The organism is Bacillus sp. BC08, from assembly GCF_054326875.1.
On record NZ_JBTGPA010000035.1, the window covers coordinates 668,295 to 687,362 of the forward strand.

Here is a 19,068-nt window from a genome sequence, read left to right on the forward strand (position 1 = left end):
GGGTTGCTCATATGTACCTGAATCCAAAAATTTCGTATATGCAATTTTTTATGGGATTTCTATTTGTTATTACATTCATATTGGCAACTTTTAATATATGTTCTTATCTTGTAGCAATTGTATGTATGGCTTTACTCAACCTTACTTTTGTTATTGGAGCATTTCAGCAGAAACAATATACAAGTTTTATAACAGCACTTATAATGTCATTTTCCTTTAGTATTGTAGCGATTGTGCTTTATATAAAATAAACCATCTCGATATCGAGATGGTTTATTTTGTTATGTATAAAAAGTAAAAAAAGGACGAACACATCGTCCTTTTTACCAAAACATACTTGCGCCAGCAAGTAATGTTGTTATAAGCATAGAAATTAGCATTACATAGACCATAACTTTTTGAGCTTTTTTATGCATCGTTATACCTCCTTGCAAATCAGTACAATATCATTGTAACGAGAAATGATATTGTGGACAAGAGGAGAGAAGTGACAAAATTCGAGAAGTGTGTGTAAAGTATAACAGGAAATTTGTATGTATGTAGAGAATATATAATAATGATAGAGTATAAGTTTTTTGTTATGCAAGCTGAAGAATGGAGATACGATGATGAAAATATATGAAACAAATCGTTTACATTTAAGGGAAATTGATGAGTCGTATGCTGAAAAAGTTCTTCAATATTACGACAGAAATCGTGAATTTTTAAAAGCTTGGGAAGAGTATAGACCGGACGATTTTTTTACGTTAGATTATCAAAAGAAAAAGTTACAAAAGGATAGAAAAGAGTTTGCAGAAGGTAAAATCATCAGACTTTGGATTTTTAAAAAGGGTGATGATACAAAAATTATTGGGTGTATTTCATTTAATTTAATTGTTCGCGGCATTTATCAATCTTGTGTGCTCGGCTATAAATTAGATAAGGCAGAATTAAATAAAGGCTATACGACAGAAGCACTTAGAAAAGCTATTCAAGTTACCTTCGAAGAGTTTCAGTTACATCGTATAGAAGCACCGATTATGCCACGAAATTTAGCATCTATACAAGTAGTGACAAAGATAGGCTTCCAATATGAGGGCGTGTCTAGGAAGATGTTAATGGTAAATGGAGTATGGGAAGATCATATGCGCTGGGTATTGTTAAATGAGTAATAGAAAGCAGATGGTTATCTAGACATATAAACCGTCTGTTTTTTGTCTTGTATTTCGAAACTTTTGCGAAATTCTGTTATAATTAATAGTGTTACATACATAATGGTAGTGCAGGAGGCGCAGTCTTATGATTAATCAAGAACGTTTAGTAAATGAATTTATGGAATTAGTACAAGTAGATTCTGAAACGAAATTTGAAGCAGAAATTTGCAAAGTATTAACAAAGAAATTTACAGATTTAGGTGTAGAAGTATTTGAAGATGACACAATGACTGTTACTGGTCATGGTGCAGGTAACTTAATTTGTACTTTACCAGCAACAAAAGATGGTGTTGATACAATTTACTTTACTTCTCATATGGATACAGTAGTTCCTGGTAATGGAATTAAGCCTTCTATTAAAGATGGATATATCGTATCAGATGGTACTACGATTTTAGGTGCAGATGATAAAGCAGGATTAGCATCAATGTTCGAAGCAATTCGTGTTTTAAAAGAGAAAAATATCCCGCATGGTAAAATTGAATTTATTATTACAGTTGGAGAAGAATCTGGTCTTGTTGGTGCAAAGGCATTAGATCGTGAGCGCATTACAGCGAAATACGGTTATGCATTAGATAGCGATGGAAAAGTTGGTGAAATCGTTGTTGCAGCTCCAACACAAGCGAAAGTGAATGCAATTATTCGCGGGAAAACAGCTCACGCTGGTGTAGCACCAGAAAAAGGTGTATCTGCAATTACTATCGCAGCGAAGGCAATTGCGAAGATGCCACTTGGTCGTATTGATTCTGAAACAACTGCAAATATTGGACGTTTTGAAGGTGGTACACAAACAAATATCGTTTGCGATCATGTACAAATCTTTGCAGAAGCACGTTCTTTAATCAATGAAAAAATGGAAGTACAAGTTGCGAAAATGAAAGAAGCATTTGAAACAACTGCAAAAGAAATGGGTGGTCATGCAGACGTTGAAGTAAACGTTATGTACCCAGGATTTAAATTTGCTGATGGCAATCACGTTGTAGAAGTTGCAAAACGTGCAGCTGAAAACATTGGTCGTACACCTTCTCTTCACCAAAGTGGTGGCGGAAGTGATGCAAACGTAATTGCAGGACATGGTATTCCAACAGTTAACCTAGCGGTTGGTTATGAAGAAATTCATACAACTAACGAAAAGATTCCTGTTGAAGAATTAGCAAAAACAGCAGAATTAGTTGTTGCAATTATTGAAGAAGTAGCGAAGTAATGTAATAGGAAAAGCGTGTAAATCATAATTGATTTACACGCTTTTTATTTTGATTCGATTGCTTTTACAAGGCGGATCAGCCAATACAAGAAAATCCATGGCAGTATATCATTTGTTATAATGCCCAGTAGACTTGGAAGGATTCCTGCTACGTTTATATCAAAAATAGGGAGTAATAAATAATTAATTAAGATGATTAATATAATAACGAGAAATGTATAGTTGAGTTTACTGTGTGATTTCATAACAAATCACTCATTTTACAATAATATCCATAACTCGTATTAAGTATAGCAAAAATAGGGATAAAAAGAATAAGTAATTATTATATTGTGCATGAATTTGATATAATGAAGGAACAAATGTTCTTTGAAGGGGTGAGTACTATGCGAGAAATGTATCCGAAAAAGGGTCGTGTTATTTTACATGTAGATATGAATTGTTTTTTCGCATCTGTTGAAATTGCTCATGACCCATCATTACAAGGAAAGCCGTTAGCGGTTGCTGGAAATGAAAAAGAAAGAAAAGGAATTATCATAACATGTAGTTATGAGGCGAGAGACTATGGAATACGTACGACGATGCCTCTTTGGGAAGCAAAGAGGTTATGTCCACAATTAGTTGTAAGGCGTCCTAATTTTACATTATATCGTGAAGCTTCATTTCAAATGTTTCAAATCCTTTCCCGTTTTACGGAAAAAATACAACCAGTCTCAATAGATGAAGGGTATTTAGATATTACAGATTGCTACGCACTCGGTTCGCCTCTTGAAATAGCAAAGATGATTCAACAAGCATTATTAACAGAGTTACAGCTGCCGTGTAGCATCGGAATTGCTCCTAACCTTTTCCTAGCAAAAACAGCTTCTGATATGAAAAAACCTTTCGGTATTACGGTGCTTCGAAAACGAGATATTCCAGAAATGATTTGGCCACTTCCAGTTGGAGCGATGCATGGGATTGGAGAAAAGACAGCTGAAAAATTAAATGATATTCATATACAAACAATTGAGCAGTTAGCAAAAGGAAACGAACATATCATTCGCGCTAAAATTGGAAAGCATGGTGTTGATTTACAACAACGGGCAAAAGGTATGGATGATAGGGAAGTTGACCCGAGTCAAATGGGACAACATAAAAGCGTTGGTAATTCGATGACTTTTTCAAAGGATATGGATGAAGAGAAAGAGTTACTTGATATGTTAGAACGGCTATCAAAATCAGTGAGCAAAAGATTACAAAAGCGAACTCTTGTCAGCTATAATATTCAAATTATGATTAAATATCATGATAGGCGGACAGTAACGCGGAGTAAGCAATTGAAAAATGCGATTTGGGAAGAACGAGATATTTTTCAGGCAGCATCTCGTTTATGGAAGCAACATTGGGACGGTGATTCCGTTCGTTTACTAGGTGTTACAGCTACAGAAATAGAGTGGAAGACAGAATCGGTGAAACAATTAGATTTGTTTTCATTTGAAGAAGATGCGAAAGAAGAGCCGCTACTTGCTGTCATCGATCAAATTAATGATAAATATGGAATGCCTCTTTTACAACGAGGTAGCCAATTATTACGTAAGCAGGAAAAGTCTTTTCAACAAAAATTAGAAAATAAGTTTATGTAGAAGGTGTCATGAGGCTGTACATATCATGACACCTTTTATTTTTAAAATTAATTATGAAATTTTTACTATAAAGTTTTTATAGAAAACAAATTGTTTCTTTTTCACTACAAGCAAAAGAGTTATTGAATAAATCAAGTGAAAAGATAATTTTGGATGAGTTTGATTAAAGTCTGTATAAAAATTTTTGGACGGGATATGGCGATTTGCTAAATAAGTATAAATAAAAAAGCACTGTAACCAGTGCTTTTTTATGATAGATTATGAGATTGTAGCATTTTCAAAAATAACAATTTCTGAACTGTTTGTTGTTGAAACGCGTTGTGCATAATATGTTAAAGCTGAAGAAATATATGTTGGTAACGAATCATTTGTATGTGTTGTTGTATATTCATGGATTAATTCTTTCAAAGTCGTCCATTCTAATTGTGCTGGGTGATCAGACACGAAAGAACTTACCCAGCGATCAAATGAAGATGAAAAATCAGTTTGTAAACGAAATGCTTCTTTCATAATAAAACGCTCCCTTAAAATGTAGTATAATCATTTTAACATAAAACACGAACGATTACTAAGTTTTTTGAGTATAACGTTCGTGATATATAGTTGTCTAGATGATTGGTTATGTAAATTCGATTTGCCATTTGAAATAACATTCCGTAAGATGAAAGATAGATTATATAAAGAGCTGGAGGAAAGAAAGTGGAATTTGTATTTTTAGGAACTGGTGCAGGTGTTCCTTCGAAAGGAAGGAACGTTTCGGCAATTGCTTTGCAATTGTTAGAAGAACGAGGACAGACTTGGTTATTTGACTGTGGCGAGGCGACGCAACATCAAATATTACATACATCAGTACGCCCACGCCGCATTGAAAAAATATTTATTACGCATTTACATGGTGATCATATTTTTGGCTTACCTGGTTTATTAGGAAGCCGTTCATTTCAAGGAGGGACTACACCTTTAACAGTGTATGGACCAAAAGGAATTAAACAATTTATTGAAGTGGCATTATCAGTAAGTACGACACATGTAAAATATCCACTTGAAATTGTTGAGATAACAGAAGAAGGTACTGTATTTGAAGATAATGAATTTCACGTGGAAACGAAAAGATTGTCACACGGCATCGAATGTTTTGGGTATCGCATCGTAGAGAAAGATATACAAGGCGCCCTTTTAGTCGATAAATTGCTGGAGATGGGTGTGAAACCTGGCCCGCTCTTTAAACGTTTAAAAGATGGAGAAGTAGTTGAATTAGAAGATGGTACGATACTAAATGGAAAAGACTTTATTGGTCCGCCTCAAAAGGGAAGAATTATTACCATTTTAGGTGATACAAGATATTGTGAAGCGAGTAGAGAGCTGGCACAAGACGCTGACGTACTTGTTCATGAGGCAACTTTTGCGGCAGAAGATGAGCAACAAGCGTATGATTATTTTCATTCTACATCTAAGCAAGCTGCGAGTATTGCACTTCAGGCAAATGCAAAACGATTAATATTGACTCATATTAGTTCTCGTTATCAAGGAGATACATATAAGGAATTATGGAAAGAGGCGAGAGAGCTATTTTCTAATACAGAAATAGCTACGGATTTGAAAATATTTCCAGTGGATAGATAATAAGGGTGTGAAAAAATGGTGACGAAAGGTTACCATTTTTTTATTTCTAAAAAAATTTAAAATAAATCTGTTATCATTTTCTGCTTATATTGGATGAAACAGAAAATTTTTATGATGTGAAGATATAGGATAAAAATACATAGTATCGATTATTTAGAAAAACTGTTATATAAGTCAGACGACATACGAGTGGTACAAATAGCGAAAATGGATTGTTATTCAGAACTTTTAAAATTCATTAAAAGTAAGCGTTTTATTAAAAACAAGCTATAATGAGGACAGATTATAATTTATCCGCTATTTGTGGGCTAATAATCAGTGGGATGGATAAAATCTCTACCGATTAAAGTTTCACTTGTTTATGCTATCCTTGTAAGGGGTTCTGTGTTAAACTTTGGATTGCTACCAGACTTTATTCTGGATTAGCTTATATTATTTTTAAATGAAGGTAATGCTAAATTTCTTATTTATTATGATAACCGGTATTATTTCAGGATATATTGTTTCACTTTTATTCAAAAACGATTCAATTCGTACAGCGGAACAAATTCGTCGTACAACTGGAAAAGCAACCGATTCGGTAGCTTAATAGAATAGTAAAAATTTTTTTCATAGAGGTTTAGGGGGAGTTATGATGAAGTATCGCTCAGTATTTGATATTATTGGTCCAGTTATGATTGGTCCATCAAGTTCACATACAGCAGGCGCAGCAAGAATGGGGCAAGTTGCTCGCCAGCTGTTTCGTCATGAACCAGAAAGAGTAAGCATTTCATTATATGGATCATTTGCAAAGACGTATCGAGGGCATGGTACGGATGTAGCACTGATCGGTGGGATATTAGGGTTTGAAACAGATGACTTACGTATTCCAGAGGCGCTAGACATAGCAAAAGAGCGCAAAATCGAAGTAGAATTCATTGAAGAAGATGCAAATGCACCTCACCCAAATACAGCGAGAATTCGTTTGTATAAAGGTGAAGAAGAAATTGAAGTTGTTGCTTGCTCAATTGGTGGCGGTAAAATTGAAGTTGTAGAATTAAACGGATTCGATCTTCAATTAACAGGCACGAGTCCAGCACTACTTATTGTAAATAACGATCGCTTCGGTGCTATTGCAGCAGTAGCTTCAATCCTTGCGAAACATGAAATTAACATTAGTACAATGAGTGTTTCTCGTAAAGAAAAAGGAAGAAGAGCGCTTATGGTCATCGAAACAGATGAATTATTAGCAGATGAAGTGATTGAAGAAATAAACGCGCAACAAAATATTTGTCAAGTAACTATTATGGAATAATTGCAGGGGGGACACACCATGTTTCGGAACGCAGCGGAACTAGTGGCGCAAGCTAAAGAACAAAATGTAAAAATCGCAGAAATTATGATTCAATGTGAAATGGAAACAAGAAGTATTTCACGTGAAGAAGTAATTGCTGGTATGGAAAAGAACTTAGTCGTAATGGAGCAAGCAGTAGAACGTGGTATTCGCGGAGTGAAATCACCAACTGGTTTAACTGGCGGAGATGCTGTAAAAGTTCAGGCGTATATGAATAGCGGAAAAGGCTTATCTGGAGATACGATTTTGGACGCGGTGAGTAAAGCTGTTGCAACAAATGAAGTAAACGCGGCGATGGGAATTATTTGTGCAACACCAACAGCAGGGTCTGCTGGAACAGTGCCAGGTGTACTGTTTGCACTGCAAGAAAAATTAAAACCGACACGCGAAGAGATGATTGAATTTTTATTTACAGCAGGAGCTTTCGGTATGGTTGTTGCGAATAATGCTTGTATTTCCGGCGCGGCAGGAGGTTGCCAAGCTGAAGTAGGTTCAGCAAGTGGAATGGCAGCAGCAGCTGCAGTTGAGATGGCTGGTGGAACGCAAGATCAAGCAGCTACAGCGATGGCGATTTCATTAAAGAATATGCTTGGTTTAGTATGTGATCCTGTTGCAGGGCTTGTAGAAGTACCTTGTGTAAAACGTAATGCAGCAGGAGCTGCGAATGCGATGATTTCAGCTGATTTAGCATTAGCTGGCGTAACGAGTACAATTCCATGTGATGAAGTAATTGAGGCAATGTTTAGAATCGGACAAACGATGCCAGTAGCACTTCGTGAAACAGCTGAGGGTGGACTTGCAGCAACACCAACCGGTCGCCGTCTGCAAGAAGAGATTTTCGGGAAGACTAATAACTAAACGATATATGTTTATAAAAAAATGGAGCTCAAGTAAGATTGAGCTCCATTTTTTATCCCACTTTAATGGGCAGTAAGACCCCCACCTCAAAATTCAGCGAAAGCAAAGAATTTAGGTGGGGGATCAACTGCCCATAAAAGTCCAATTGGTGAGGGCTAATAATCAGTAGGGGATGAAGAAAACCCCCACTGATTAAAGTTTCACTTTATTTTTCTTTTGTTAGTTGCTCTAATGTTTTCCCAAGGTTATGTGATCTTTGTGTAGCCTGTGTAATACAAGAAATAAGTGCTTGTTGAAATTTATGTTCTTGTAATACTTCAATGCCTGCCTCGGTCGTTCCGCCAGGCGAAGTAATTTCCTTTCGCAAAACAGAAGGGTGTTTTTCGCTTGCTTTTAGCATTTCAGCAGCACCAATCATCGTCTGAAGAATAAGTGACTTTGCAACATCTTCTTTTAAACCAATTGTTTTTGCGGCTTCTTCCATCGCTTCCACTACGTAATAAATATAAGCGGGTCCACTTCCAGATAATGCAGTGACAGCATGCATATCTTCTTCCTCTACAACAGAGACGAGACCGATCGTTTCAAATAAAGCTATGGCAGTGCGAATATGTTCCGCTGTTGCATGTTTTGAAGGCGAGATAGCAGTAGCTGATTTTAAAATAGCTGCAGATGTATTTGGCATCGCACGAATAATCGGAACATCTTTTTGAAGTAGGTTTCTAATTGAGTGAGTAGAAACACCTGCTAATAACGAAATAATAAGCAGATTATTATGTATATCTTCTTTAAAAGGAGTAAGCGCTTCTGCAACATCCTTCGGTTTCATTGCTAGAAAAAGAATATTTGTATCAGTAAGTAGCTCTTTTTTATTATGCGTACCTTTGACGCCGTATTTTTTATGTAGCTCCTGCAACCTTGTCTCGTTAGAACGATTACTTACTGTAATTTGTTCGCCTTTCACAACATTTGCATGTAATAAGCCACCAATAATAGCTTCAGCAATAGAGCCTGCACCGAGAAAGGAAATATTTTGAATAGACATGATGTTCCTCCTTTAAATTTGGTTAGAAATTCTTATAAATGTACATACATTCGTTTTTTTATAGGAAACACCTCTTTTTATCTGAAAATAATGACAAATATATGTAGAAGTTGTAAACTGAAGAAGTATTCATTTTTGAACCGGAAAGAGACAGGGGGGCTAAGCATGACGGCGATTCACCGAATGGAGATTCCTGTGCCATTTGCAGTTGAAACTGTGAATGTGTTTTTAGTTGAGGGGGAAACATTAACATTAATTGATACAGGGACGAATACAGAAGAGGCAAGAAATGCGTTAGAAAGTCAATTAGGTGCATTAGGATATATGATAGAAGATATTGAAACAGTGGTCATTACGCATCATCATGCGGATCATTGTGGGCTTTTAAATATATTTTCTGAGAAAACGAACATTATTGGACACCCTTGGAATGAGCCTTGGATCACGCAAAATCCAGAATTTTTAAAGCAGTATCATGAGTTTTTTAGAGAGACAGCTTTGCAATTTGGTGTTCCAGCATCATTTTTGAAAGAAGAGGCGTTATTGACGACAAGGACACTGAAATATTCTTGTAATAGATCGTTAACGCATACTGTGAGAGAGGGAGATCGTATTGAGTCTTTACCTGGGTTTACAGTTATTGAAACACCAGGTCATGCTTCCACTCATATTTCATTATATAGAGAATCTGATGGAATATTAATTGGTGGGGATGCTCTCATTAGTCATATTTCTTCGAATCCCATATTAGAACCACCATATGAGGGACAAACAGAAAGGGCACGCCCATTATTACAATATAATCAAACGTTGAAGTGTTTAAGTGAAATGAATATTTCGCGCATTTTATCAGGACATGGAGAAGATGTTCTAAATGTGAAACAACTTATTGAAACGAGATTACAAAAGCAAGAAACACGTGCGTTTAAAGTACTTGAGTTATTAAAGGAAAAACCAATGACAGCATTTGAAGTATGTGTAAAACTATTTCCAGTATTATATAAAGAACAATTGCCACTTACTATTTCAGAAACTGTTGGACAATTAGACTTTTTAGCATATAATCAACAAGTGATGATTGATGAATCTTCACGACAATTGATTTATTATGCAAAGTAGGTGACAGCAATGACGGGACGTTTACAAAATAAAGTAATCGTCATTACAGGTGCTTCTAGTGGAATTGGAGAGCAAGTTGCAATGCAAGTTGCAGAGCTGGGGGCGACTCCAGTATTAATGGCTAGAACAGAAGAGAAATTAAAAGCGTTAGCACACAAAATTAAAGAAACTTATAATACGCCTTGCTATTACTATGTATTAGATGTAAGTGAAGAGACAGAAGTACAATCTGTTTTTTCAAAGGTATTACAAGAAGTAGGACGTATTGATATATTAGTAAACAATGCGGGATTTGGTATTTTTAAAACGTTTGAAGATGCGTCAATGGATGAAGTGAAAGATATGTTCCAAGTAAATGTATTTGGATTAGTAGCTTGTACGAAAGCGGTACTACCTTATATGGTGAAAAGAAACGAAGGGCATATTATTAATATTGCTTCACTTGCTGGGAAAATTGCAACTCCGAAATCGAGTGCGTATGCTGCGACGAAACATGCAGTATTAGGGTTTACGAATAGTTTACGCATGGAGTTATCTAGTACAAAGGTTTTCGTAACAGCGATTAATCCAGGTCCGATAGATACGAACTTTTTTGAAATAGCTGATCAATCTGGTACATATGTGAAAAATATGGGACGATACATGTTAAAACCAACATATGTTGCAGAGCAAATCGTAAAATCAATGCAAACGAAAAAGCGTGAAGTAAACTTACCGAAGTGGATGGGCATGGGCCCGAAACTTTATGCTCTATTCCCAGGTTTATTTGAGCGTGTTGCAGGCAAATCATTAAGTAAAAAATAGGAGATTTCCATATGGAAATCTCCTATTTTTTTATTTTCCAGTCACATAATCGTAAACGATATCCTCAACTGCCTCGTATACATCAATTTCAGTATTTGAATGAATTATCGTTTGAATATGTTTAATTAGTATTTCCTGATCCTCATTTGACATAGGATTACATTGATATTGTTGAAAACTTTTTATAATCATTTTCTCAATTAATTTCTCATTCATGTTTTCCCCCGCCTGTATGTATACATGTATTGTTTTATTGTACTTGAAGTGAAATGAAAAAACTAGCATACACTACTTATGTATAAAAATTCGGATGTGTATATTGTTTTTCTAGTAAAATTAAGTTTTTTAAGTTTATAAAATTTATAAATATTTAATTGACTCTATAAATATACAATATTATAATCATACTTAATTTAAATAATCGATATGAGGAGGAGCATATGAAAGTCGCGATTATTGGAGCAACTGGGTATGGAGGTATTGAGTTAATTCGGTTATTAGAGCAACATCCATATTTTTCGATAGCATCTCTTCATTCTTTTTCGCAAGTTGGCGAGTGTATAACAAATGTATATCCGCATTTTCAAAATGTTCTTGTTCATACGTTACAAGAAATTGATGCGGAGGAAATAAAGAAGAAAGCAGAAATTGTATTTTTAGCAACCCCAGCAGGAGTATCAACAGAGTTAACTCCGAAATTATTAGCAGTAGGTTTAAAAGTAATTGACCTATCAGGAGACTTTCGTATGAAAGATCCTTCGACATATGAACAATGGTATAAAAGGGCAGCTGCAAAAGAAGAAGTTCTTAGGGAAGCTGTATATGGGTTAAGCGAATGGAAAAGGTCCGAAATTCAAAATGCAAATTTAATTGCAAACCCAGGATGCTTTGCTACAGCTACATTATTAGCGATATTACCGTTAGTATGTAGCGGCATGATTGAAGAAGATTCCATTATTATTGATACGAAATCAGGAGTATCTGGAGCAGGCAAAACGCCAACAACGATGACGCACTTTCCTGAGTTATACGATAACTTACGTATTTATAAAGTAAATGAGCATCAACACGTTCCTGAGATTGAGCAAATGCTTACGGAGTGGAATAGGGAAACGAAGCCAATCACGTTTAGTACACATTTAATACCGATATCACGAGGGATTATGATTACACTTTATGCGAAAGTAAAACGAGAAATGGAAAGAGAACAGCTTCAAAGGTTATATGAAGAAACGTATGAACAATCGCCTTTCATTCGAATTCGCACACAAGGAGAGTTTCCAAGTCCGAAAGAAGTGAGGGGATCAAATTATTGTGATATGGGTATAGCTTACGATAACAGAACAGGAAGAGTGACAGTCGTTTCTGTTATAGACAATATGATGAAAGGTGCGGCTGGGCAAGCGGTTCAAAATGCAAATATAGTAGCGGGACTAGAAGAAACAACAGGCTTACAACATATGCCGCTTTATCTATAAGGGGGACATGATGATTAAAGTAGAGTCTATTACAAAATTAGAAAATGGTTCCATTGTAACGCCAAAAGGATTTTCGGCAATTGGTACTGCAAATGGTTTGAAAAAAGAAAAAAAGGATTTAGGTGTAATCATTTGTGAAGTGCCAGCATCATGTGCCGCTGTTTATACAACGAATCAAATACAAGCAGCCCCGTTGCAAGTAACGAAAGAAAGTATAGGGGCTGAGGGGAAATTACAAGCTATTATCGTCAATAGTGGAAATGCAAATGCTTGTACAGGAATGAAAGGCTTACAAGATGCTTACGAGATGCGTGCATTAGGGTCGGAACATTTTGGAGTGAAAGAACATTACGTTGCAGTAGCTTCAACAGGTGTAATTGGTGTTCAGCTGCCGATGGATATAATTCGAAAGGGAGTTGTAACTCTTATCCCGACGAAGGAAGTAAGTGAAGCTCATTCTTTTTCTGAAGCGATTTTAACGACGGATCTTATAACGAAAGAAACGTGCTATGAGATGATTATTGATGGAAAAAAAGTGACGATTGCTGGTGTTGCGAAAGGTTCAGGGATGATTCATCCAAATATGGCAACGATGCTAAGTTTTATTACGACAGATGCTCATATAGAGCATAACGTATTACAAACAGCATTATCACAAATCACGAATTGTACATTTAATCAAATTACGGTAGATGGAGATACTTCTACGAATGATATGGTCATCGTTATGGCAAGTGGATTATCAGAAACGAAGCCAATCAATATGGAACATGCAGATTGGGAAACTTTCGTATTTGCTTTACAGAAGGTATGTGAAGATTTAGCGAAAAAAATCGCACAAGATGGTGAGGGTGCTACGAAGTTAATAGAAGTAAATGTGCTAGGAGCTCGAACGAAGGAAGAGGCAAAGAAAATTGCAAAGCAAATAGTCGGTTCGAGTCTTGTGAAAACAGCAATACATGGTGAAGATCCAAACTGGGGGCGAATTATTAGCAGTATTGGACAAAGTGAAGTCGCGATTAACCCAAATACAATTGATATTACTCTTCAATCTATTGCGGTGCTGAAAAATAGTGAACCTCAAATGTTTTCTGAAGAGGAAATGAAAATGAAATTAAAAGAACATGAAATTATGATTAATGTGTATTTACATTTAGGAGAAGAGACAGGATCAGCTTGGGGCTGTGACCTAAGCTATGAATATGTGAAAATAAACGCTTGTTATCGTACATAAGGAGAGAGAAGATGAGCGATTATATTGTAGTGAAATGCGGCGGTAGTATGTTGGATCAATTAAATGATGTGTTTTTTGATTGCATAAAGAAATTGCAACAGAAGTATAAAGTAGTGATTGTTCATGGTGGTGGCCCAGAAATTGATGCGCAATTAAAAGATTGTAGCATCAAAGTAGAAAAAAGAGATGGGTTACGAGTAACACCAAAAGAAGTTATGGATATTGTTCAAATGGTGCTATGCGGAAGTACGAATAAAAAATTTGTAATGAAGTTGCAAAGGCATAATTTACTTGCGGTAGGTTGTTCAGGGTGTGACGGCAATTTACTTCAAGTTCAACCTGTCAGCGAAGAAATAGGATATGTGGGAGAAGTAAGTTATGTCGAAACAACCTTACTAAAAGGATTGATAAATCTGAATTATATTCCTGTTATTGCTCCGGTCGGGATACATGATAATGAGCTTTATAACATAAATGCGGATACAGCTGCAGCTGGAATTGCGGCCGCATTATCCGCAAAAGAACTCATTTTTATTACGGATGTAGATGGGATATTACGTGAAGGGAAATTAGTAAAGAAAACGGATGAATCGGAAATTCTTACTTTAATAGAAAAAGGAGTTATTACAGGCGGGATGATTCCGAAAGTACAGGCGGCACTAACGTCATTAAAAATGGGAGTGCAAAAGATAAGTATTGTGAACGGTACAAAAGATTTTACTGAAGTTACGGGTGAGTGTATCGGAACGACGGTAACGAAAGGAGTAAGTATCGTATGACAAGTCATCTTTTTCAAATGTATGGGAGAAGAAATATTGAGCTTGTAAAGGGAAGTGGAACGGAAGTTATTGATGAAAATGGTAAGCAATATTTAGATTTCACATCAGGAATTGGCGTATGTAATTTAGGACATTGTCATCCTACGGTTATGAAAGCTGTCCAAGAGCAACTTCATGATATATGGCATATATCTAACCTGTTTGCAAACAGCTTACAAGAAGAAGTAGCGTCATTATTAACAGAAAATACAGTGTTAGATTCTGTTTTTTTCTGTAATAGCGGGGCAGAGGCTAATGAAGCTGCTTTGAAGTTAGCTCGTAAGCATACTGGAAAATCTCTCGTCGTAACATGCGAGCAGTCTTTTCACGGTAGAACATTCGGAACGATGAGTGCGACGGGACAAAATAAAGTAAAAGAGGGATTTGGTCCATTACTTCCATCTTTTTTACATATTCCTTTTAACGATATTAAGGCATTGGAAGAGGTAATGAATGAAGAAGTAGCGGCAGTAATGGTAGAAGTTGTTCAAGGTGAGGGAGGAGTAGTACCTGCTAATCTAGCCTTTTTGAAAGAGATTGAAACATTATGTAAGAAGTCCGGTTCCCTATTTATTATAGATGAAGTACAAACTGGAATTGGAAGAACTGGGACATTATTTGCTTACGAACAAATGGGAATACATCCTCATATCGTTACTACCGCTAAGGCGCTTGGAAATGGCATTCCAGTTGGAGCAATGATTGGCCGGAAAGAACTTGGAACATCGTTTCCTGCAGGATCACACGGTTCAACGTTTGGTGGAAATTATATTGCAATGGCTGCAGCGAAAGAAGTATTGCAAATAACTAAGAAACCATCGTTTTTAAAAGAAGTAAAGGAAAAGGGCGAGTACGTATTACAGAAGTTGCAAGAGGAATTACGACATGTCGAATGTATTCAAAATATACGTGGTAAGGGGCTTATGATTGGAATTGAGTGTACGCATGAGGTTTCAAGTTTTATAGAACAGCTAGAGAAAGAAGGGCTTCTCGTATTACAAGCAGGACCTTCTGTTATAAGACTATTACCACCACTTATTGTGACGAATGAAGAATTAGAACAGGCAGTATATATGATAAAAAAAGTAGTTTGTACAAAAAACGTATCAATTATATAAGGGGGAAGTTTCATGTCAACTGTACAAGTACCGAAATTAAATACGAAGGATCTTTTAACATTAGAAGAACTGACGCAAGAAGAAATTATTTCTTTAATTGAGTTCGCTATATATTTAAAAAAGAATAAGCAGGAGCCTTTATTACAGGGCAAAATATTAGGGCTTATCTTTGATAAACATTCAACTCGTACTCGCGTATCTTTTGAAGCAGGAATGGTACAACTCGGAGGACATGGCATGTTTTTAAGTGGGAAAGAGATGCAAATCGGAAGAGGAGAGAGCGTTTCAGATACTGCGAAAGTATTATCTCATTATATTGACGGGATCATGATACGTACATTCTCACATGCGGATGTAGAAGAGCTTGCAAAAGAATCGAGCATACCTGTAATTAACGGTTTAACGGACGATCATCATCCTTGTCAAGCATTGGCAGACTTAATGACAATATATGAAGAAAAAAATACATTTAAAGGAATAAAATTGGCTTACGTAGGTGATGGAAATAACGTATGTCATTCATTGTTGTTAGCGAGTGCGAAAGTCGGAATGCATATGACTGTTGCAACGCCTGTAGGGTATGAACCGAATGAGGAAATTGTAAAAAAAGCATTAATGATTGCTGAAGAAACAGGAGCGAAAATTGAAATTTTGCATAACCCTGAACTAGCAGTGAATGAAGCAGATTTCATTTATACTGACGTTTGGATGAGCATGGGGCAAGAGGGAGAAGAAGAGAAATATACGTTGTTTCAACCATACCAAATCAATAACGAACTTGTTAAGCATGCGAAACAAACATATCGTTTCTTACACTGTTTACCTGCCCATCGCGAAGAGGAAGTAACAGGAGAAATTATAGATGGACCACAGTCTATCGTTTTTGAGCAAGCTGGTAATCGATTGCATGCGCAAAAAGCATTATTAGTAAGTTTATTTAAAAATGTAGAAGAGCTTTCTTAAATGATGTGCACCCCAATTGTTAGGCACGAATAACAATTGGAGGTGTGCTTTTTTACATTGAAATGTCGTATGTACATTTGGTTAATCATCTCTATATCATTTATAATAAAAGGAGTAAACTACATTTGTTTTTCATATCATGTAAGGACATACTAGATAGAAAAAATATAGTTAAAGAGATGATGAATTTGAAAGCACCTAAGAGAACATATTCGTTTTTTCAGCGGATGTGGAGAATATTAAAGTTTCAATATTATAAGTTGATTCGATCACCAGAAGGAGCAAAGAAAGTATCGTTAGGTTTTGCAATTGGGTTTGGTTTAGAGATGTTGGTCATATATACGGCATCGCTCATATATGTAATATTTTATCCGATTGTTCGATTAGCGAAGGGATCTTTTCCTGCTGCGGTTATTGGCAATATTATTGGGAAAATATCGTTTTTACCGGTATTTTTATTTCCAGTTGCTTATGCGTTAGGAAAAATGATTTATCCATTTCATGTGAAAAAAATACATCATGAACCATTTACGATATCTGACTTGTTTTCAAGCCATATTTTCACAATGTTAAAGAGCTTATTACAGAGTGAAGTGTATGTATTGATTGGTATGACGATAATAGGAGTTGTATTTGGAGTAATTTCATATTTTGTTGTGCATTATTTATATGAAAAGAACCGTAAGTTACGTTTGAAGAACAGGAAGAAACGAGTGAGAGAACCACTTGTACAAATATAAAGAATGGCACATTCATTTTCTCCTTTGAATATGTTTAAGAAAAAGGGGGAGAGAATGAATGTATTATTATTACGTACCGCAAGTATACCCATATGTAAATTATTATCCGGTAAATGATATGAGACAGCAATTTGGAGTGTATCAGCAGCAACAATTTCAGCAATTACCACAAATACCACTACAACAATCTACGCAAGAACAAAAACCATATTTAACGACATGGCCGTATTCAAATGTATACTACGGTAATTATTACGAATCATAAAGCTGCTTCTAGTTAGAAGCAGCTTTATGCGTTTGTTTTCAAAATTAAATTTTGAATGGTTTGAAGAGAGTGAATGAGTTTTTCACGTTCTTCCTCAGATAATGTTTGGAAATTTTCTTTTAATTTGTCTAAAATGAATTGTTGATACTGATTTACTAACAATTTCCCTTCAGCTGTTAGGGAAATTAAAATGACCCGTCGATCTTTTTCGCTATAATGACGCTCTATCAATTCTTCTTGAATCAGTTTGTTTAATAGAGGTGTCATGTTAGGCCGTGAAATCGCTAGCCGCTTACCGATTTCGGAAACTGCTAATGTGCCATTTTCATGCAGAAGCAGCAATACTTGTGTATGTGATGGCGGCATATGTCTTTGAGAAGAAAATTCTCCAGGAAGCATAAATTTGCGATAAAAAAGAGGCACTAGCGAAAGAAGATGGTCAACAATACGTTCCCACTCGCGTGATTCCATATAAAGGCCCCCTTCCACACTATCATTGTAACAAAAAAGACAGGGTATAAAAATAGAATTGTTTCATGACCGCTTTAATATTTGTAGGATAACACTTGCTTTGTAAACGCATTAGCAATAATAGTATAGCCGTTATCATTTGGGTGTACTTGGTCAAATAATAACTCTTTTTTATCATTCGATATTAATTTACGAACTGGCAAAACGATAGATGGTTGATTTGCTTTTGAAATGGAATAAACGGATTCATTCCAGCCATCTAAAAACATATCTGCATAACTGGCGATGGAGTCATCGAGTTGTAACGGGTTATAGAGCTCTGAGAGAATGAGTAAAGCGTCCGGGTTTTGATCGCGAACTGTCTTTACAATGGTTTTTATATCCGCTTCAAAATGAGCTTTTTCTTTATTTAACATTTTAATACCGTCTATAACACCGACATCACGATTTAAGCGAAATAAATTATTTCCTCCAATATTAATCGTAATGATATTTGCTGCTCTAATCTTTTGCTTTACATCTTCTGATTGAACTTTTTTAGCGAGACGATCTGTTGTAAGACCGTTTATCCCAAGATTTTCTACGGTAATTGGTTTATGAATTTGTGCTTCTATTTGTCTAGAAGCTAATTCAGCAAATCCCCCTTGTGTCGATCCATATCCTTTGGCAAGTGAATCACCTAGTACGAGATGATAAAAGGACTCGTTTGTTTGTTTATCAATCCAACTTGGAGTAGATGTTTTTTCTGTTTTTTCTTCAGGTTCATTTTGTTTTGTCTCATCGTTCTTTTCAAAATAAGAATAAGAAATGATTAGAAGGAGGAGACAAACAATTGTTAAGATGACTTTTTTCATAAATTCATCCTCCTTGTAATTGGTAATTGTATCATATTCAGCAGTATTAACAATGTAAGGGCATATTATATGTTTATGAAAAGTTTACAATAACTTTACAGAAAATTTGTAGAAGTATGTCAAAAAATATTGACGATATGAAAGTACATTATATATGATTATGTCAGATAAGGTGAAATTTTAATTAGTAGGGCTGTATTTCCCGATAAGTAAAATCTCACCAATCGGGCGTTTAAGGGGACGACTCATTAGCGCAGGGTGAAATGAAAATCAAATCTCTAATAGAAGAAAAAAGGTATGTGATTAGAGACAGATTCATTTCA

Annotated in this window: 24 protein-coding genes; 17 read left to right on the forward strand and 7 right to left on the reverse strand. The window is 35.8% G+C overall.

Going from position 1 to position 19,068, the window contains the following annotated elements; all coding sequences use genetic code 11:
- Nucleotides 1–11 precede the first annotated feature (11 nt).
- Complete coding sequence (locus ACXVYO_RS21625; RefSeq protein ID WP_061678088.1) at nt 12–251, forward strand: DUF3894 domain-containing protein; 240 nt, start codon at nt 12–14, stop codon at nt 249–251.
- Between the two features lie 72 nt (nt 252–323).
- Here the strand turns inward: ACXVYO_RS21625 and prli42 are convergent, their stop codons facing one another.
- Nucleotides 324–416: a stressosome-associated protein Prli42 gene (gene prli42 / locus ACXVYO_RS21630; RefSeq protein WP_458468436.1), complete on the reverse strand. Its 93-nt coding sequence runs from the start codon at nt 414–416 to the stop codon at nt 324–326.
- 189 nt (nt 417–605) lie between these two features.
- Between prli42 and ACXVYO_RS21635 the strand changes: the two genes are divergently transcribed.
- Together ACXVYO_RS21635 and ACXVYO_RS21640 are read left to right on the forward strand one after the other, a co-directional pair.
- The gene (locus tag ACXVYO_RS21635; protein ID WP_033657628.1) at nt 606–1,151 is read left to right on the forward strand and encodes a GNAT family N-acetyltransferase; all 546 of its coding nucleotides are present in this window, start codon (nt 606–608) and stop codon (nt 1,149–1,151) included.
- Nucleotides 1,152–1,278: 127 nt separating this feature from the next.
- The gene (locus ACXVYO_RS21640; RefSeq protein ID WP_458468437.1) at nt 1,279–2,397 is read left to right on the forward strand and encodes a tripeptidase T; all 1,119 of its coding nucleotides are present in this window, start codon (nt 1,279–1,281) and stop codon (nt 2,395–2,397) included.
- A 44-nt stretch (nt 2,398–2,441) separates the two neighbouring features.
- Here ACXVYO_RS21640 and ACXVYO_RS21645 read toward each other — a convergent pair whose 3' ends face one another.
- Nucleotides 2,442–2,642 (reverse strand): hypothetical protein, encoded by a 201-nt coding sequence (locus ACXVYO_RS21645; protein ID WP_375810881.1) that lies wholly within the window; start codon nt 2,640–2,642, stop codon nt 2,442–2,444.
- A 141-nt stretch (nt 2,643–2,783) separates the two neighbouring features.
- Here ACXVYO_RS21645 and ACXVYO_RS21650 point away from each other — a divergent pair, with 141 nt between their 5' ends.
- Entirely contained in the window at nt 2,784–4,022 is a 1,239-nt protein-coding gene (locus ACXVYO_RS21650) for a DNA polymerase IV (RefSeq protein ID WP_458468438.1), read from the forward strand.
- A 258-nt stretch (nt 4,023–4,280) separates the two neighbouring features.
- Here the strand turns inward: ACXVYO_RS21650 and ACXVYO_RS21655 are convergent, their stop codons facing one another.
- Nucleotides 4,281–4,532, reverse strand: a complete 252-nt coding sequence (locus tag ACXVYO_RS21655; protein WP_000656495.1) for a DUF3932 family protein — start codon at nt 4,530–4,532, stop codon at nt 4,281–4,283.
- Nucleotides 4,533–4,721: 189 nt separating this feature from the next.
- On the opposite strand from ACXVYO_RS21655, the gene rnz reads away from it, so the two are divergent.
- The 4 genes from rnz to sdaAA all read left to right on the forward strand — a co-directional run bounded on the left by rnz (nt 4,722) and on the right by sdaAA (nt 7,836).
- Entirely contained in the window at nt 4,722–5,645 is a 924-nt protein-coding gene (gene rnz, locus ACXVYO_RS21660) for a ribonuclease Z (RefSeq protein WP_458468439.1), read from the forward strand.
- A gap of 451 nt (nt 5,646–6,096) precedes the next feature.
- Nucleotides 6,097–6,234, forward strand: coding sequence for a hypothetical protein (locus ACXVYO_RS21665; protein ID WP_426831303.1), 138 nt, complete (start codon nt 6,097–6,099; stop codon nt 6,232–6,234).
- A gap of 45 nt (nt 6,235–6,279) precedes the next feature.
- On the forward strand, nt 6,280–6,939 hold the full coding sequence (sdaAB, locus tag ACXVYO_RS21670; protein ID WP_000877441.1) for an L-serine ammonia-lyase, iron-sulfur-dependent subunit beta: 660 nt from the start codon (nt 6,280–6,282) through the stop codon (nt 6,937–6,939).
- An 18-nt stretch (nt 6,940–6,957) separates the two neighbouring features.
- Entirely contained in the window at nt 6,958–7,836 is an 879-nt protein-coding gene (gene sdaAA / locus ACXVYO_RS21675) for an L-serine ammonia-lyase, iron-sulfur-dependent, subunit alpha (RefSeq protein WP_458468440.1), read from the forward strand.
- Nucleotides 7,837–8,041: 205 nt separating this feature from the next.
- On the opposite strand, the gene proI is transcribed toward sdaAA, so the two are convergent.
- Nucleotides 8,042–8,881 carry a pyrroline-5-carboxylate reductase ProI gene (gene proI / locus ACXVYO_RS21680; protein WP_458468441.1) on the reverse strand — a complete coding sequence of 280 codons (840 nt, stop codon included), beginning with the start codon at nt 8,879–8,881 and terminating at the stop codon, nt 8,042–8,044.
- A 165-nt stretch (nt 8,882–9,046) separates the two neighbouring features.
- Here proI and ACXVYO_RS21685 point away from each other — a divergent pair, with 165 nt between their 5' ends.
- A complete protein-coding gene (locus tag ACXVYO_RS21685) occupies nt 9,047–10,000 on the forward strand; it encodes an MBL fold metallo-hydrolase (protein ID WP_458468442.1) in 954 nt (317 codons plus the stop codon).
- 9 nt (nt 10,001–10,009) lie between these two features.
- Complete coding sequence (locus ACXVYO_RS21690; RefSeq protein WP_458468443.1) at nt 10,010–10,804, forward strand: SDR family oxidoreductase; 795 nt, start codon at nt 10,010–10,012, stop codon at nt 10,802–10,804.
- Nucleotides 10,805–10,834: 30 nt separating this feature from the next.
- Here the strand turns inward: ACXVYO_RS21690 and ACXVYO_RS21695 are convergent, their stop codons facing one another.
- On the reverse strand, nt 10,835–11,020 hold the full coding sequence (locus tag ACXVYO_RS21695; RefSeq protein WP_048530994.1) for a YqzH family protein: 186 nt from the start codon (nt 11,018–11,020) through the stop codon (nt 10,835–10,837).
- 224 nt (nt 11,021–11,244) lie between these two features.
- Between ACXVYO_RS21695 and argC the strand changes: the two genes are divergently transcribed.
- The 7 genes from argC (at nt 11,245) to ACXVYO_RS21730 (ending at nt 17,420) form a co-directional block, all read left to right on the forward strand.
- The gene (gene argC / locus ACXVYO_RS21700) at nt 11,245–12,282 is read left to right on the forward strand and encodes an N-acetyl-gamma-glutamyl-phosphate reductase (protein WP_458468444.1); all 1,038 of its coding nucleotides are present in this window, start codon (nt 11,245–11,247) and stop codon (nt 12,280–12,282) included.
- Nucleotides 12,283–12,292: 10 nt separating this feature from the next.
- A complete protein-coding gene (gene argJ / locus ACXVYO_RS21705) occupies nt 12,293–13,516 on the forward strand; it encodes a bifunctional glutamate N-acetyltransferase/amino-acid acetyltransferase ArgJ (protein ID WP_458468445.1) in 1,224 nt (407 codons plus the stop codon).
- An 11-nt stretch (nt 13,517–13,527) separates the two neighbouring features.
- Nucleotides 13,528–14,295 carry an acetylglutamate kinase gene (gene argB, locus ACXVYO_RS21710; protein ID WP_458468446.1) on the forward strand — a complete coding sequence of 256 codons (768 nt, stop codon included), beginning with the start codon at nt 13,528–13,530 and terminating at the stop codon, nt 14,293–14,295.
- Complete coding sequence (locus ACXVYO_RS21715) at nt 14,292–15,452, forward strand: acetylornithine transaminase (protein ID WP_458468447.1); 1,161 nt, start codon at nt 14,292–14,294, stop codon at nt 15,450–15,452. The genes argB and ACXVYO_RS21715 overlap by 4 nt, the downstream gene beginning before the upstream one ends.
- A gap of 12 nt (nt 15,453–15,464) precedes the next feature.
- Nucleotides 15,465–16,415 (forward strand): ornithine carbamoyltransferase, encoded by a 951-nt coding sequence (argF, locus tag ACXVYO_RS21720; protein WP_458468448.1) that lies wholly within the window; start codon nt 15,465–15,467, stop codon nt 16,413–16,415.
- A 179-nt stretch (nt 16,416–16,594) separates the two neighbouring features.
- The gene (locus tag ACXVYO_RS21725; protein WP_458468633.1) at nt 16,595–17,155 is read left to right on the forward strand and encodes a DUF2062 domain-containing protein; all 561 of its coding nucleotides are present in this window, start codon (nt 16,595–16,597) and stop codon (nt 17,153–17,155) included.
- A gap of 58 nt (nt 17,156–17,213) precedes the next feature.
- Nucleotides 17,214–17,420: a hypothetical protein gene (locus tag ACXVYO_RS21730; RefSeq protein ID WP_458468449.1), complete on the forward strand. Its 207-nt coding sequence runs from the start codon at nt 17,214–17,216 to the stop codon at nt 17,418–17,420.
- A gap of 24 nt (nt 17,421–17,444) precedes the next feature.
- Here the strand turns inward: ACXVYO_RS21730 and ACXVYO_RS21735 are convergent, their stop codons facing one another.
- Together ACXVYO_RS21735 and ACXVYO_RS21740 are read right to left on the reverse strand one after the other, a co-directional pair.
- The gene (locus ACXVYO_RS21735) at nt 17,445–17,891 is read right to left on the reverse strand and encodes a MarR family winged helix-turn-helix transcriptional regulator (RefSeq protein ID WP_000445817.1); all 447 of its coding nucleotides are present in this window, start codon (nt 17,889–17,891) and stop codon (nt 17,445–17,447) included.
- 74 nt (nt 17,892–17,965) lie between these two features.
- Nucleotides 17,966–18,745, reverse strand: a complete 780-nt coding sequence (locus ACXVYO_RS21740) for a GDSL-type esterase/lipase family protein (protein WP_458468450.1) — start codon at nt 18,743–18,745, stop codon at nt 17,966–17,968.
- Between the last annotated feature and the right edge of the window lie 323 nt (nt 18,746–19,068).